Source organism: Mesorhizobium sp. M0437 (assembly GCF_040321335.1).
GTDB lineage: Bacteria > Pseudomonadota > Alphaproteobacteria > Rhizobiales > Rhizobiaceae > Mesorhizobium.
The window spans coordinates 1-14059 of record NZ_JAMYRK010000056.1; the positions used below are offsets into that span (position 1 = coordinate 1).

16 protein-coding genes are annotated in these 14059 nt (G+C 62.5%); 12 read left to right on the forward strand and 4 right to left on the reverse strand.

Going from position 1 to position 14059, the window contains the following annotated elements; all coding sequences use genetic code 11:
• Positions 1-223 precede the first annotated feature (223 nt).
• Together NKI72_RS26195 and NKI72_RS26200 are read left to right on the forward strand one after the other, a co-directional pair.
• Entirely contained in the window at positions 224-952 is a 729-nt protein-coding gene (locus tag NKI72_RS26195; RefSeq protein WP_352766841.1) for a glycosyltransferase family 2 protein, read from the forward strand.
• Entirely contained in the window at positions 945-1277 is a 333-nt protein-coding gene (locus NKI72_RS26200) for a lipid-A-disaccharide synthase N-terminal domain-containing protein (protein WP_023674681.1), read from the forward strand. The genes NKI72_RS26195 and NKI72_RS26200 overlap by 8 nt, the downstream gene beginning before the upstream one ends.
• A gap of 42 nt (positions 1278-1319) precedes the next feature.
• Here the strand turns inward: NKI72_RS26200 and NKI72_RS26205 are convergent, their stop codons facing one another.
• Positions 1320-1970 (reverse strand): FMN-binding negative transcriptional regulator, encoded by a 651-nt coding sequence (locus tag NKI72_RS26205; protein ID WP_352836343.1) that lies wholly within the window; start codon positions 1968-1970, stop codon positions 1320-1322.
• A 6-nt stretch (positions 1971-1976) separates the two neighbouring features.
• Complete coding sequence (locus NKI72_RS26210) at positions 1977-2651, reverse strand: alpha/beta hydrolase (protein ID WP_023674683.1); 675 nt, start codon at positions 2649-2651, stop codon at positions 1977-1979.
• Positions 2652-2906: 255 nt separating this feature from the next.
• Between NKI72_RS26210 and NKI72_RS26215 the strand changes: the two genes are divergently transcribed.
• The 8 genes from NKI72_RS26215 to sufA all read left to right on the forward strand — a co-directional run bounded on the left by NKI72_RS26215 (position 2907) and on the right by sufA (position 10455).
• Entirely contained in the window at positions 2907-4085 is a 1179-nt protein-coding gene (locus tag NKI72_RS26215) for a cysteine desulfurase family protein (protein WP_352836340.1), read from the forward strand.
• Positions 4086-4273: 188 nt separating this feature from the next.
• Entirely contained in the window at positions 4274-5791 is a 1518-nt protein-coding gene (sufB, locus tag NKI72_RS26220) for a Fe-S cluster assembly protein SufB (protein ID WP_023674685.1), read from the forward strand.
• Positions 5792-5810: 19 nt separating this feature from the next.
• Positions 5811-6077 carry a hypothetical protein gene (locus NKI72_RS26225; protein WP_352836337.1) on the forward strand — a complete coding sequence of 89 codons (267 nt, stop codon included), beginning with the start codon at positions 5811-5813 and terminating at the stop codon, positions 6075-6077.
• Positions 6077-6832: a Fe-S cluster assembly ATPase SufC gene (gene sufC / locus NKI72_RS26230; protein WP_023674687.1), complete on the forward strand. Its 756-nt coding sequence runs from the start codon at positions 6077-6079 to the stop codon at positions 6830-6832. Before NKI72_RS26225 ends, sufC begins: the two co-directional genes overlap by 1 nt.
• A gap of 43 nt (positions 6833-6875) precedes the next feature.
• A complete protein-coding gene (gene sufD / locus NKI72_RS26235; RefSeq protein WP_352836334.1) occupies positions 6876-8144 on the forward strand; it encodes a Fe-S cluster assembly protein SufD in 1269 nt (422 codons plus the stop codon).
• Positions 8145-8323: 179 nt separating this feature from the next.
• Positions 8324-9565: a cysteine desulfurase gene (locus tag NKI72_RS26240; protein ID WP_352836331.1), complete on the forward strand. Its 1242-nt coding sequence runs from the start codon at positions 8324-8326 to the stop codon at positions 9563-9565.
• A gap of 5 nt (positions 9566-9570) precedes the next feature.
• A complete protein-coding gene (locus NKI72_RS26245; protein WP_352474719.1) occupies positions 9571-9963 on the forward strand; it encodes an SUF system Fe-S cluster assembly protein in 393 nt (130 codons plus the stop codon).
• Positions 9964-10074: 111 nt separating this feature from the next.
• The gene (sufA, locus tag NKI72_RS26250) at positions 10075-10455 is read left to right on the forward strand and encodes a Fe-S cluster assembly scaffold SufA (RefSeq protein WP_006206001.1); all 381 of its coding nucleotides are present in this window, start codon (positions 10075-10077) and stop codon (positions 10453-10455) included.
• 143 nt (positions 10456-10598) lie between these two features.
• Here sufA and NKI72_RS26255 read toward each other — a convergent pair whose 3' ends face one another.
• On the reverse strand, positions 10599-11096 hold the full coding sequence (locus NKI72_RS26255; protein WP_352851214.1) for a GFA family protein: 498 nt from the start codon (positions 11094-11096) through the stop codon (positions 10599-10601).
• A gap of 90 nt (positions 11097-11186) precedes the next feature.
• Between NKI72_RS26255 and NKI72_RS26260 the strand changes: the two genes are divergently transcribed.
• A complete protein-coding gene (locus NKI72_RS26260; RefSeq protein ID WP_352541445.1) occupies positions 11187-11510 on the forward strand; it encodes a TfoX/Sxy family protein in 324 nt (107 codons plus the stop codon).
• A gap of 34 nt (positions 11511-11544) precedes the next feature.
• On the opposite strand, the gene NKI72_RS26265 is transcribed toward NKI72_RS26260, so the two are convergent.
• Entirely contained in the window at positions 11545-12468 is a 924-nt protein-coding gene (locus NKI72_RS26265; RefSeq protein WP_352836327.1) for a PfkB family carbohydrate kinase, read from the reverse strand.
• A 277-nt stretch (positions 12469-12745) separates the two neighbouring features.
• Here NKI72_RS26265 and recA point away from each other — a divergent pair, with 277 nt between their 5' ends.
• Entirely contained in the window at positions 12746-13843 is a 1098-nt protein-coding gene (gene recA, locus NKI72_RS26270) for a recombinase RecA (RefSeq protein WP_023674696.1), read from the forward strand.
• Positions 13844-14059 lie beyond the last annotated feature (216 nt).

The following is a 14059-nucleotide window of genomic DNA, read 5'->3' on the forward strand; positions in this document are numbered from 1 at the left end:
GAGGGGTGTTGGACGGAGTGCCGTCGTTGCCAAGCTGGAACACCCCTCATCCGACCGCGCTTCGCGCGGCCACCTTCTCCCACAAGGGGAGAAGGGAGAACCCCAAGCGTGCGGCCTGCTTGCGTCATTGTTTCGGCTGGCGTAATGAGGCGCCGCGCCAGCGGGGCTCTTCCACTGGACCGCGCGGCATCGATCGAATGCCATATCCTGTGACAGAGTCGAGATGCCGGAGATATCCATCGTCATTCCTTGCCGGAACGAGGCGGCGAACCTGCCGCTTCTGCTCGACGAGATCGGCACTGCCATGGCCGGGCGGGACTTCGAGGTCATTGTCGTCGACGACGGCTCGACAGACGATACACCTTCGGTGCTTGCCGCAGAGGCAGCGCTTCGCCGGTTTCCGCTGCGCCATCTCAGGCATGAAAAATCCGCCGGCCAGTCGCTCTCGGTGCGCTCAGGCGCCTGGGCGGCGCGCGGCGATATCGTCGCCACCATCGACGGCGACGGCCAGAACGACCCCTGTTATATCCCAGTGTTGATCGACGCGCTGCGGCAGGCTGGTCCCGAAGTCGGGGCCGCGCAGGGACAGCGTCTGAAGCGCCGCGACAGCAAGATCAAGCAACTGGCGTCGCGTTTCGCCAACGGGCTGAGAAAAGCCATCCTGCACGACGAGACGCGGGATACCGGCTGCGGCCTCAAGGCGATCTACACCGACATTTTGCGGAAATTGCCGTTCTTCGACGGCACCCACCGCTTTGTTCCGGCGCTGGTCATCCAGGAGGGCTACCGCGTCGTCCATTGCGATGTCGTCGACCGCTCCCGCCGTCACGGCAAATCGAATTACGGCATCTTCGATCGCGGCCTGCAGGGCGTGCTCGATCTTGCCGGCGTCTGGTGGCTGCGCCGCAGGCGCCGCAGAATGCCCAAAGTAGAGGAAATCAGGCATGGGTAACGTGCTTCAGGAATTGGCGACCTGGCTTCACGATGTTTTCGTCAAGCAATTCGATGCCTGGGTTCTGCTCGGCTTCGTCGCCCAGTTCTTCTTCACCATGCGCTTTCTGGTGCAGTGGGTGGCGTCGGAAAAGGCCAAGCGCAGCGTCGTGCCGATCGCCTTCTGGTTCTTTTCGCTGTTCGGCGGCGGCCTGCTGCTGATCTACGCCATCCAGCGTCAGGATCCGGTGTTCATCGCCGGCCAGGCCATGGGCCTGTTGATCTACATCCGCAATCTCTGGCTGATCGCCAACGAGCGCAAGGCGGCGATGACCAAGGTCGATTGAGCCCGCCACCGCGGCCTGAACCGGTCGAGCAAGCAATCCGGATTACTTGCCGTCCAGCCCGCCGTAAGACCTTACCAGCCGGACCATGTCGGCCGAATCGGCAGTCTCGCTCTCGAGCCCCTCGGCGACACCGACGCGGTCGGCGGCCGGGCGGTTCTGGCTGACTTTCCATTTGCCGCTGATTTCGGTGATTTCGATCTCCAGGCCGACGATGCCTTTGATCTGCGACTGGATGAAGGGTGCCGGCGCGTCGGTCACCGCCCACGGCGCCGAGCGGCTGCCCTCCTGCGACATCGTCAGATCGGAAATCTGCTCGGCCAGCCAATCCTGGTCTTCGATCACCGTGACGCTGCCGCGCACCTGGACGATGGCGTAGTTCCAGGTCGGTACCACCTTGCCGGTTTCACGCTTGGTCTCGTACCAGGACGGCGTCACATAGGCATCGGCGCCCTGGAAGACGACCAGTACCGGCGCCAGGGGATTGTCGGCCAAAAGCCGCCATTGCGGATTGGCTTTGGCCAAATGGGCGCGCAGCCTGCCGTTCGGTGGCACATCCGCGTCTAGAAGAAAGGGAATCGCGTTGGCGACCGGCCCCTCGACGCCGTTCGACACCAGCAGGCCAAGCGGATGCGCCCGGATCAGCCCGTGCAGGACGTCCGGCCGTGTTTCCTGGAAGTGAGGCGGTTGGTACATCGCCGATTATCTCAGCCGCTTCGGCCGTGGGTCGGACAGTTCCCCAGCCAGCCGGCGATCTAGATAGTCCGCGCATTCCTCGATCAGAAGCTCCGCATGGTTGGCAAAGAAATGGTTGGCGCCGGGCAGGGTCTTCTGGGTGATGGTAATGCCCTTTTGCGTGTGCAGCTTGTCGACCAGGCCCTGCACGTCCTTGGGCGGCGCGACCTTGTCGGCGTCGCCGTGGATGATCAGGCCGGACGACGGGCATGGCGCCAGGAACGAGAAATCATAGGTATTGGGCTGCGGCGCGACCGAGATGAAGCCCTCGATCTCCGGCCGGCGCATCAGAAGCTGCATGCCGATCCACGAGCCGAACGAATAGCCGGCAACCCAGCAGCTCTTGGAATCCGGATGCAGCGACTGCACCCAGTCGAGCGCCGCGGCGGCGTCGGACAATTCGCCGGTGCCGTGGTCGAACTCGCCCTGGCTGCGGCCGATGCCGCGGAAATTGAAGCGCAGCGTGGTGAAATTGCGCTTCTGGAACATGTAGAAGAGGTCGTAGACGATCTTGTTGTTCATCGTCCCGCCGAACTGGGGGTGCGGGTGCAGGACGATGGCAATCGGCGCGCTCTTTTCCTTCGAGGGCTGATAACGACCCTCCAGGCGGCCGGCCGGACCGGTGAAAATGACCTCAGGCATGAAATACTCCACTTGGCATAAATTGCGCGGCGCCCGGAACAACTCTTCCTCTGGCCCCAGTCTTCCCTAGGCCTTGACGCAGGGCGAGCGTCTTTCTAGAAGCTAGTTTAGAATTGTTCAAAACTGGGCGGCCAAAAATTGTGGCTCGGCCACCCGCGCCGCAAGCCGCGTAAATAGGACGTCTTGCCTTGCAATTTCAAGGAAATAACGCGCTATCTTCGCGGAACGGCTTTTGAAGGGACCAGTTGGACAGAAATGGCCGGAGCACGCGCCTACCTCGACTACAACGCCAGCGCGCCGCTGCTTGCCTCGGCGCGCGCGGCGGTGGTGGCTGCGCTCGACGTTGCCGCCAACCCGTCCTCGGTTCATGCCGAGGGCCGCGCTGCACGGCGGCTGATCGAGGACGCCAGGCGCGACGTGGCGCGACTGGTCAACGCCAGGGCCGAGCATGTCGTATTCAACTCCGGCGCGACGGAAGCGGCCTCGACGCTGCTGACGCCGGACTGGCAAATGGGGCGCGGCGCTGTCCGTATGAGCCGGCTCTATGTGTCTGAGGCCGATCATCCTTGCCTGCTGCACGGCGGGCGTTTCCCCACGGGGCAGGTAATGCGGATCGGCGTCGACGCCGACGGCGTCGTCAGGCTCGACGTTTTGGCCGAGGCTCTCGCCCAGCATGACAAGGCCGAAGGCTTGCCGCTGGTGGCGATACACGCCGCCAACAACGAGACCGGCGTGATCCAGCCGGTTGGCCGCATTGCCGAAATCGTCAAGGCGGCGGGTGGCATCCTGGTGGTCGATGCCGTGCAGGCGGCCGGCCGCATTCCGCTCGATATGTCAGCGGGTTACGCAGACTATCTGATTCTCTCGTCGCACAAGATCGGCGGCTCAAAGGGCGTCGGCGCCATTGTCGCGGCGTCGGACCTGATGATGCCAAAGCCGCTGGTCAGCGGCGGTGGCCAGGAAAAAGGCCATCGCGGCGGCACCGAAAACCTGGCGGCGATTGCCGGGTTTGGCGCGGCGGCGCGAGAGGCGTCTGCCGGCTTGCAAACGATCGAAACGGTGCGGCAGCGTCGCGACGAAATCGAGGCGATCGTGAAAACGCTTGTTTCGGACGCCGAAATCTTCGGGACCGGCGCGCCAAGGCTTGCCAATACGACATTCTTCGCTATTGCCGGCATCAAGGCCGAGACGGCGCAGATTGCCTTCGACCTGGCCGGTGTGGCGCTGTCGGCCGGATCGGCCTGTTCGTCGGGCAAAGTCGGGCCGAGTCACGTGCTGAAAGCCATGGGTTACGGTGACGGCCTCGGCGCGTTGCGCGTGTCCATCGGCCACGCGACCAGCGCTGAAGACATTGAGCTGTTTCGTTCGGCGCTGGCGACGATCGTCGCGCGCCAAGCCGGTAAGGAAAAGGCAAACAGCGAAAAGGCCGCCTGAGCGCGGCAACGGAACGTTTGGGCCTTGCGGCCTGGTAGAGCCGTGCGTTCGAATTTGGCCGGGTGAATTTCCGGCATGAACGCACTATATGAAACGTACGCCGCCTCGGGTGCCTGATGGGTGCTCGTTTGCGGTGCCATAGTTTGAAAACTGCCGGGCCTTGACCCCGGCGTGGATGGAGAACGCTGATGCCTGCTGTGCAGGAGACGATCGATCGAGTTCGAAAGATCGATGTCGACCAGTATAAATACGGATTCCAGACCGAAATCGCGATGGACAAGGCCCCCAAGGGCCTGAGCGAAGACATTATCCGCTTCATTTCGGCGAAGAAGGACGAGCCGTCCTGGATGCTGGAATGGCGCCTGGAAGCCTATCGCCGCTGGCTGACGCTGGACGAGCCGAAATGGGCGCGCGTCCACTATCCCAAAATCGATTTCCAGGACCTCCATTATTACGCCGCGCCCAAGAGCACGCCGGGGCCGACTTCGCTCAGCGAGGTCGATCCCGAACTGCTGAAGGTCTATGAGAAGCTCGGCATTCCGCTCAGGGAACAGGAAATCCTCGCCGGCGTGCAGAAGACCGATGCGTCGGAGCTCGAGGAAGCCAGCGACAACGTCTACAAGTCGGGCCGCGTCGCCGTCGATGCGGTGTTCGATTCCGTCTCTGTCGTCACCACTTTCAAGAAGGAACTGGCGCAGGCCGGCGTCATCTTCTGCTCGATCTCGGAAGCCATCCGCGAGCATCCGGAACTGGTGAAGAAATATCTCGGTTCTGTCGTGCCGACCTCCGACAATTTCTACGCAACGCTGAATTCGGCCGTGTTCACCGACGGTTCGTTCGTCTTCGTGCCCAAGGGCGTGCGCTGCCCGATGGAATTGTCGACCTATTTCCGCATGAACGAGAAGAATACCGGCCAGTTTGAGCGCACGCTGATCATCGCCGAGGAGGGGGCTTACGTCTCCTATCTCGAAGGCTGCACGGCGCCGCAGCGCGACGAGAACCAGCTTCACGCCGCGGTGGTCGAACTGATCGCGCTCGACGATGCCGAGATCAAATATTCGACGGTGCAGAACTGGTATCCCGGCGACGCCGAAGGCAAGGGCGGCATCTATAATTTCGTCACCAAGCGCGGCGACTGCCGCGGCCATCGCTCGAAGATTTCGTGGACACAGGTCGAGACCGGTTCGGCCATCACCTGGAAATATCCGAGCTGCATCCTGCGCGGCGACGATTCCAGCGGCGAGTTCTATTCGATCGCCGTCTCCAACGGCTATCAGCAGGTCGACAGCGGCACCAAGATGATCCATTTGGGCAAGAACACGTCGAGCCGCATCATCTCCAAGGGCATCGCCGCCGGCTTCTCGCAGAACACCTATCGCGGCCAGGTCTCGGCCCACCGCAAGGCGACCAACGCCCGCAACTTCACCAATTGCGACTCCCTGCTGATCGGCGACCAGTGCGGCGCGCATACCGTCCCCTACATGGAAGCCAAGAACTCGACGGCGCAGTTCGAGCATGAGGCTACAACCTCGAAAATTTCCGAGGACCAGAAGTTCTACGTCATGCAGCGCGGCATCCCGGAGGAAGAGGCGATTGCGCTGATCGTCAACGGCTTCGTCAAGGACGTCATCCAGCAACTGCCGATGGAATTCGCGGTCGAAGCGCAGAAGCTGATCGGGATTAGTCTTGAGGGGAGTGTTGGGTGAGTTAACTGGAACGGCGATCATGGATTTGTTCAAGCGGATAGAAGGCTTGATATTTGCCGTTCTGATGCTCTTGCTGACATTGGCTGTTGGTGGTGCTGTGATGGTGTTGATAGGCGCAGTGTTTGGCTTGAGTTCGACAAAAACTATTGGTGGTTCGATTGCAGGCTTAAGCGCGGCTGGGTTTTTTGGCTGGATGTTGGTCACCAGCAAGTTTGTACGCCCTTTTCGAGCTTTTAGAAAAGTTCCGTCGCAGGCCGGGCACCGCGAACAAGAAAGTGGAAAATAATGCTTGAAATCAGAAACCTCCATGCCCGTATCGTCGATGACGGCACCGAGATCATCCGCGGCCTGAACCTGACGGTCAGGGCTGGCGAGGTTGCCGCCATCATGGGGCCGAACGGCTCGGGAAAATCGACGCTGTCCTATATCCTCGCCGGGCGCGAGGATTATGAGGTCACCGAGGGCGATATCCTCTACAACGGCCAGTCGATCCTCGAAATGGATCCGGCCGAGCGCGCTACCGCCGGCATCTTTCTCGCCTTCCAGTATCCGATGGAGATACCGGGCGTGGCGACGATGGAATTTTTGAAGGTTGCGATGAACGAGCAGCGCAAGGCGCGTGGCCAGGAGCCGCTGAAAATCCCGGAATTCCTCAAGCGCGTGAAGGAAGCGGCCGCCTCGCTCAACATGGACATGGCGATGCTGAAGCGGCCGCTCAATGTCGGCTTCTCCGGCGGCGAGAAGAAGCGTGCCGAGATCCTGCAGATGAAGCTGCTCGAGCCGAAGCTGTGTGTCCTCGACGAGACCGATTCCGGACTCGATATCGATGCGCTGAAGATCGTCGCGGACGGCGTCAACACGCTGCGCTCGCCGGATAGGGCCATTGTCGTCATAACCCACTACCAGCGCCTGCTCCAATACATCGTCCCGGATACGGTGCACGTGCTCTACAGGGGCCAGGTGATCAAGTCGGGCGACAAGTCGCTGGCGCTCGACCTCGAGGCCAATGGCTATGCCGGCGTGATCGGGCAAGCCGCGTGAGATGCAAGCGGGCCCGGAAGGCAAGCCAAACAAGGCGATACTGATGAATATGCACACGACACCCCAGCGGACATTAGCCGAAACGGCGCTGATCGACGCCTTTGGCGAGCGGCTGTCGCTGCTGCCCGGCGACGGCGCGGTGATGCTAAAGCGCGACGACGCCATCGAGGCGATCAAGAGCGGCCTGCCGACGCGGCGCATCGAATCCTGGCACTATACGGACCTGCGCCGGCTGCTGACCTCGGTGCCGGACTTCGATCCGGCAGCGGTCGCGAAAGCCATTGCGCCGATCGTCGAAGGCTCCAGCGTTTTACCGGTGCTGAACGGCGTTTCGAGCGCGAAATGGGCTGTTGTCGAGGGCGTCACGGTGCAGCGCCTGTCGGAGAAGCTGACCGACGGCAGCATCGCTCCGGGGTTAGATTCCTATGGCGCCGACGATGCCATCGGCGCGCTCAACACTGCCTTTGTCGCCGACGGCTATTTCGTCGACATCGCCGACGGTGCCCAACTGGAAAAGCCGATCGAATTGCAGAATTTGCAGGCCGGTGGACAGACGCATGTACGCCTGGCCGTCCGTGTCGGCGCCGGCGCCAAGGCTGTCGTCGTCGAGCGCCAGGCAGGCGAGGGGGCGGCGCTGGTCAGTTCGGTCAGCCAGCTTGTGCTTGGCGAGGGCGCCGAAGTGACATGGCTCATCGTGCAGGAGCATCCGGATACGGCGACGCATCTCGCCCAGTTCAAGGCGCATCTCGGCAAGAATTCGAAACTGACGCTGTTCGTCATGAATGCCGGCGGCAAGCTTGTCCGCCAGGAGGTCGTTGTGAAGACGACCGGCGAGGGCGCCGAATTCACCTTGCGCGGCATCAATCTGCTCGCCGGCGACACCCATACCGACGTCACCATGGTGCTCGACCACGCCGTACCGCACACAGCCTCGACCGAAGTCATCCGCAACGTGGTGACCGGCAAGGCGCGCGGCGTCTTCCAGGGCCGCATCAACGTCCACCAATATGCGCAGAAGACCAACGCCAAGATGGCCTGCAACACGCTGCTTCTGTCGGACGACGGCGAGTTCTCGACCAAGCCGGAGCTCGAAATCTTCGCCGACGACGTCGTCTGCGGCCATGGCGCGACCGTCACCGAGATCGACCACAGCCATCTGTTCTACCTGATGGCGCGCGGCATCGACGAGAAGACCGCGCGCGGCCTGCTGGTCAAGGCCTTCGTCGCCGAGGTGATCGAGGAACTGGACGACGAGGCCATCGTCGAGGCGCTGGAAGCACGGCTCGACGATTGGTTTTTGACGCACGGGTAGAGGTGACCGAGGGGTTGGTGCCAACACCCCTCATCCGTCGCCTTCGGCGCCACCTTCTCCCACAAGGGGAGAAGGAGAGGCGCTCTTCCTTCTCCCCTTGTGGGAGAAGGTGGCCGAGCGAAGCTCGGTCGGATGAGGGGTGCTGGACGGAATGAGGCGGTGCCTCGAGAGAGCTTGTAATGGACCAGAAAGTCGAAAACATCCCCTACGACGTCGAGGCGATCCGCCGCGACTTCCCGATCCTGTCGCGGCAAGTCTACGGCAAACCGCTGGTCTATCTCGACAATGGCGCCTCGGCGCAGAAACCGCAGGCGGTGCTCGACGCCATCCAGCACGCCTATTCCCAGGAATATGCCAACGTCCATCGCGGCCTGCATTTCCTGTCGAATGCCGCGACCGACGCCTATGAGAACGCGCGCAAGATAGTGCAGAGATTTCTGAATGCGCCGAGCACCGACAATATCGTCTTCACCTCCAACACCACGGCGGCGATCAACACGGTTGCTTATGGTTTCGGCATGCCGAACATCGGCGAGGGCGACGAGATCGTGCTGTCGATCATGGAGCACCATTCCAACATCGTGCCGTGGCATTTCATCCGCGAGCGGCAGGGCGCCAAGCTGGTCTGGGTGCCGGTCGACGATCTCGGCGCCTTTCACATCGAGGAGTTCGAGAAGCGGCTGACCAACCGCACCAGGCTGGTTGCCATCACCCATATGTCGAACGCGCTGGGCACGGTGACGCCGATCAAGGAGATTGTGCGCATCGCGCATGCCCGCGGCATTCCGGTGCTGGTCGACGGCAGCCAGAGCGCCGTGCATATGCCGATCGACGTGCAGGATCTCGACTGCGATTTCTTCGTCTTCACCGGCCACAAGGTCTATGGCCCGTCGGGCATCGGCGTGCTCTACGGCAAGAAGGATATTCTGGAGCGCATGCGCCCGTTCATGGGCGGCGGCGAGATGATCGAGGAGGTGACGCAAGACATCGTCACCTACAACGACCCGCCGCACCGTTTCGAGGCCGGCACGCCGCCGATCGTGCAGGCAATCGGGCTTGGTGCCGCGCTCGAATACATGGAAAAGATCGGCCGCGAGCGCATCGCCGCGCACGAGGCCGATCTGAAGGACTATGCGCATCAGCGGTTGCGCGCCATCAACTCGCTGCGCATCTTCGGCGATGCGCCCGGCAAGGGCGCCATCATCTCGTTCGAGCTGCAGGGCATCCACGCCCATGACGTGTCGATGGTCATCGACCGGCAGGGAGTGGCGGTCCGCGCCGGCACGCATTGCGCCCAGCCGCTGTTGAAACGCTTCGGCGTAACATCCACATGCAGGGCGTCGTTCGGCATGTATAATACCAGGGCCGAAGTCGATGCTTTGGCCGATGCGCTGGAAAAAGCGCGAAAATTCTTCGGGTGACGATCATGGATGATGCCAGCCACACCGCCGAGACCAATTCGGAAGCGACGACCAATGCGGCGGTTTCCGGATCGACAATCCCCGCCGACGAATTGGCGCGGCTGACCGACGACATCGTCTCGGCGCTGAAGACGGTCTACGACCCGGAAATCCCGGCCGACATCTACGAGCTCGGCCTGGTCTACAAGATCGACATCGAGGACGACCGCTCGGTCAAGATCGACATGACGCTGACCGCGCCCGGCTGCCCGGTGGCCGGCGAAATGCCGGGTTGGGTCGAAAATGCCGTCGGCGCCGTCGAAGGCGTTTCCGGCGTCGAGGTCAACATGACCTTCGATCCCCCCTGGTCGCCCGACCGCATGTCGGAAGAGGCACAGGTGGCGGTGGGCTGGTATTAGCATCCGACCAGACAGAGGCTGGCGCACTTGCGCCGGGTACAAAACTTCACCATTTTAGGTGAGGAATCATTCGGCAGGCCTTGAACCTGCAAAGAATGGAGAAGGAAAGACATGGGACGCTTCGCCGTCATCACGATGACCGAAAAGGCTGCCGACCGGGTGCGCGAGATCGTCGCGACCCGTGAGAATGCGCATGGCATTCGCCTTGGCATCAAGAAGGGCGGCTGCGCCGGCATGGAATATACGGTCGATCTGGTGACCGAGCCGAACACCAAGGACGACCATATCGAGCGCGATGGCGCCCATGTCTATGTCGCGCCGGAGGCGGCACTTTTCCTGTTCGGCACCGAGATGGATTTCGAGCAGACGACACTGCGAACCGGCTTCACCTTCCGCAATCCGAACCAGAGCTCGGCCTGCGGCTGCGGCGAATCGGTCGAATTGAAGCCGGCTGATCTGAAGGCACTGGCCGAGGCGCGCGCTTCGGCCTGAGGTTTTCGTTCTCCCCGTCACTATACGGGGAGAAGGTGGCCCGAAGGGCCGGATGAGGGGCCGAGCCGGCGTTCGCAATGTTTGCGCCGCCCCACATCTGCCTGCCGGCATCTTCTCCCCGTATAGCGACGGGGAGAAGAACGCTAATCCACCCACATCCCCGTTCGCTTGTGCCAGTCTGCGATCGACTCCTCCGGGTAGACATCGAAAACCTTGTCGCCCTTGCCGATATCCGGCTCGACCCAGTTCGCCTTGTATTTCAGCATCAGATGCACCTTCTCCGGCGGCTTTGGCAGGTCGGTGTCGATCGCCGAGGCAAACGGATGCACCAGCTCCGGCCAGGTCGGATCGTAGAGCCAGAGTGCCGTCCCGCATTTCGTGCAGAAGTTCCGCTCGCCGGTCGAGATCTCGCGTTGCGGGTGCTCGTCGTCCTCGATCTCGGCGCGGTAGACGCCGTGATGGCGCTTGCCCTGGATTTTCAGCGTCTGGTAATCGGCGCCGAGATTGATGGCAAAACCGCCGCCGCCCTGCTGCTTGCGGCAGATCGAGCAGTAGCACAGCATGAACGGCACCGGCGTGTGGCTTTCCACCTCGAAACGCACGGCATTGCACCGGCAGGACCCTTTGAGCAGAAGCGGCATGAGAAACTCCGACGAAAGTGATTTGCACTTTGTCAGGATGGCGCCGGTTGCGGCGATGACAAGGGGAAATCCGGGTGACATGATCGCCGCATGGACAACGAGCGCATAGAAGAGCTTTTCGAAGGCCTCGGCCCGGTCAGCATCCGCAAGCTGTTCGGCGGCAAGGGCATCTATTTCGACGGCGTCATCGTCGCCATCGTCATCGGTGGCGAATTGATGCTGAAGGCCGACGCCGAAAGCGCCCCGGATTTCGAAGCGGCCGGCTGCCGGCAATGGACCTATACCGGCTCGCGCCACGGCAAGCTCGTGTCGATGCCCTATTGGAGCGTTCCCGACAGCGCGTTCGACGATCCCGACGAGATGGCGATCTGGTCGCGCCGCGCCTACGAGGCAGCACGGCGCGCCGGCAAATAGGCTGCGTCATGCTTCGGCAATTCCGGGCCGCACTTCATGCCAGGTCCCGCGCCTCGGGCACGAGCGCCAGCGCCTCGGCAAAGCCAGCGCTGGTGAAGGCGGCACTCTCGACGACGAGCATAGCTGCGGCAATGCCTTCGCGCAGTGCCGCGCGCAGCGTCAGGCCGCGCAGCAGGGCAGCGATCGTGGCGCCTGCCAATGCGTCGCCGGCGCCGGCAGCATCGGTCCGCTTTTGCAGCGGCGGTGGCGAGATCGAGAACGCGCCCAATTCGTCGAAACCGAGCACTGGTTCGTCGCCGGCGGTGATCACGCCGCTTTTCAGCCCGGCGCGTCTCAGGCCGTCGACGATGCCTTGATCGATTTGGACGCCGGCGAGCACGCCGGCCTCGCGCCGGTTCATGAAGGCCATCGCCAGACGGTCGAGCACCGGCGTCAGCCGCGCCGCTTTGTTGGGCGAGACCGCAAGCGCAAACACCGGCTTGCCGGCGGCGAGTGCCGCCAGCCGCTCCAGCGCGGTCGACGGCAGGTTGGCGTCGCACAGCACCGCGTCGGCCGAACCGATCGCTTCCCGCACCTTGGCACGGCGGATCTGCTTGGGAAGCGCCAGTTCGTAGAGCACCATGTCGGCAAGGCCGGCGATCAGCCCGCCGTCGCTGTCGATCAGCATCGTATGGCTTGGCGTCGCGCGGTCGAGGAACACCGCCGACAGGTCGGCAATGCCGGCCTCGGTGACGGCGCGTAAAACCGTGTCGCCAAGGGCATCGCCGCCGCGCACCGAAAGCAGCGAGGCCGAGACGCCGCGGCGCACGGCACAGCGCAAGGCGTTGAAGACGGCGCCGCCGACATGCTCGCGCATCGTGCCCGGATTAGACGCTGCTGGCACGAAGGCGCCGGCAACCCGGCCGCGCCGCTCGATATAGGCGCCGCCCACGGCCAGGATCGTTGAGGATTTGATCATGCCGTCAAAATGCCCTTTAGCTGTTGCCCGGGGGAGACTAGGTCGCCGGGCGGAACCCCGCAATCGCGGGTCCGATTCGGTTGGTGACGGCAACGGCGCCGTATGCGAGGCGAGACACATCGGAAGCAATAATTGCGAAACAAAAATAGAACAAATAGCGATATACGTTATTTTTCAAACCCTTGGTGCTCATTGACAAATGAGAACAAATGAGGTACATTCTTTTAAGGATTGCGGGATTGTCCGGCCTCCATTGACGACCACGGGGTGATGTATCATGGCTCAGAATTCTTTGCGGCTTGTAGAGGACAAAGCGGTGGACAAATCAAAGGCTCTGGATGCGGCGCTGTCGCAAATCGAGCGTGCCTTCGGCAAGGGCTCGATCATGCGGCTCGGCGCGAACGAGCAGGTCGTCGAGATCGAAACGGTGCCGACCGGCTCGCTTGGGCTGGACATCGCGCTTGGCGTCGGCGGCCTGCCACGCGGCCGCATCGTCGAGATCTACGGGCCGGAAAGCTCGGGCAAGACGACGCTGGCGCTGCACACGGTGGCCGAAGCCCAGAAGAAGGGCGGCATCTGCGCCTTCGTCGATGCCGAGCACGCGCTCGACCCGGTCTATGCCCGCAAGCTCGGCGTCGATCTCGAAAACCTGCTGATCTCGCAGCCCGATACCGGCGAGCAGGCGCTGGAGATCTGCGACACGCTGGTGCGCTCCGGCGCCATCGACGTGCTGGTGGTCGATTCGGTGGCGGCGCTGACGCCGCGAGCGGAAATCGAAGGCGAGATGGGCGATTCGCTGCCCGGCCTGCAGGCCCGCCTGATGAGCCAGGCACTGCGCAAGCTGACCGCCTCGATCTCGCGCTCCAACACCATGGTCATCTTCATCAACCAGATCCGCATGAAGATCGGCGTCATGTTCGGTTCGCCCGAGACGACGACCGGCGGCAATGCGTTGAAATTCTATGCCTCGGTCCGCCTCGACATCCGCCGCATCGGCTCGGTCAAGGATCGCGACGAGGTCGTCGGCAACCAGACCCGCGTCAAGGTCGTCAAGAACAAGCTGGCGCCGCCCTTCAAGGTGGTCGAGTTCGACATCATGTATGGCGAGGGCGTCTCCAAGACCGGCGAGCTGGTCGATCTCGGCGTCAAGGCGGGCGTGGTCGAAAAGTCGGGCGCCTGGTTCTCCTACAATTCGCAGCGTCTTGGCCAGGGCCGCGAAAACGCAAAACTGTTCCTGCGCGACAATCCCGACACGGCGCGCGAGATCGAGCTGGCGCTACGGCAGAATGCCGGGCTGATCGCTGAGAAATTCCTTGAGAACGGCGGCTCCGAAAGCAGCGACGACGGTTTCGAGGACGACGCTGGGGTGATGTAGGGCAAGCGACGCCTCGCTGAGCCTCAGCCAGGTTTCGATTTGATGTTTTGATTGTGAGTTTGCGTAATCGATGCGTTTCGAACCGCCGGCCCAGGGCCGGCGGTTCGCGTTTGACGGCGAGGCAGACGCATTTCAAGGCGCTGGTGAAAGCCGGGATTTGAGCCCATTTGGTGTTTCTGGACAGGCTGCGGTGCGACCGCTAAAAGGCCATGTCTA

What these genes read in the sequence shown, in the direction of transcription:
- NKI72_RS26245 (WP_352474719.1), top strand. Translation starts at nt 9,571, where the DNA reads ATGGATGATGCCAGCCACACCGCCGAGACCAATTCGGAAGCGACGACC.
- sufA (WP_006206001.1), top strand. Translation starts at nt 10,075, where the DNA reads ATGGGACGCTTCGCCGTCATCACGATGACCGAAAAGGCTGCCGACCGG.
- sufC (WP_023674687.1), top strand. Translation starts at nt 6,077, where the DNA reads ATGCTTGAAATCAGAAACCTCCATGCCCGTATCGTCGATGACGGCACC.
- recA (WP_023674696.1), top strand. Translation starts at nt 12,746, where the DNA reads ATGGCTCAGAATTCTTTGCGGCTTGTAGAGGACAAAGCGGTGGACAAA.
- NKI72_RS26195 (WP_352766841.1), top strand. Translation starts at nt 224, where the DNA reads ATGCCGGAGATATCCATCGTCATTCCTTGCCGGAACGAGGCGGCGAAC.
- sufD (WP_352836334.1), top strand. Translation starts at nt 6,876, where the DNA reads ATGAATATGCACACGACACCCCAGCGGACATTAGCCGAAACGGCGCTG.
- sufB (WP_023674685.1), top strand. Translation starts at nt 4,274, where the DNA reads ATGCCTGCTGTGCAGGAGACGATCGATCGAGTTCGAAAGATCGATGTC.
- NKI72_RS26260 (WP_352541445.1), top strand. Translation starts at nt 11,187, where the DNA reads ATGGACAACGAGCGCATAGAAGAGCTTTTCGAAGGCCTCGGCCCGGTC.
- NKI72_RS26225 (WP_352836337.1), top strand. Translation starts at nt 5,811, where the DNA reads ATGGATTTGTTCAAGCGGATAGAAGGCTTGATATTTGCCGTTCTGATG.
- NKI72_RS26205 (WP_352836343.1), bottom strand. Translation starts at nt 1,970, where the DNA reads ATGTACCAACCGCCTCACTTCCAGGAAACACGGCCGGACGTCCTGCAC.
- NKI72_RS26210 (WP_023674683.1), bottom strand. Translation starts at nt 2,651, where the DNA reads ATGCCTGAGGTCATTTTCACCGGTCCGGCCGGCCGCCTGGAGGGTCGT.
- NKI72_RS26200 (WP_023674681.1), top strand. Translation starts at nt 945, where the DNA reads ATGGGTAACGTGCTTCAGGAATTGGCGACCTGGCTTCACGATGTTTTC.
- NKI72_RS26215 (WP_352836340.1), top strand. Translation starts at nt 2,907, where the DNA reads ATGGCCGGAGCACGCGCCTACCTCGACTACAACGCCAGCGCGCCGCTG.
- NKI72_RS26255 (WP_352851214.1), bottom strand. Translation starts at nt 11,096, where the DNA reads ATGCCGCTTCTGCTCAAAGGGTCCTGCCGGTGCAATGCCGTGCGTTTC.
- NKI72_RS26265 (WP_352836327.1), bottom strand. Translation starts at nt 12,468, where the DNA reads ATGATCAAATCCTCAACGATCCTGGCCGTGGGCGGCGCCTATATCGAG.
- NKI72_RS26240 (WP_352836331.1), top strand. Translation starts at nt 8,324, where the DNA reads ATGGACCAGAAAGTCGAAAACATCCCCTACGACGTCGAGGCGATCCGC.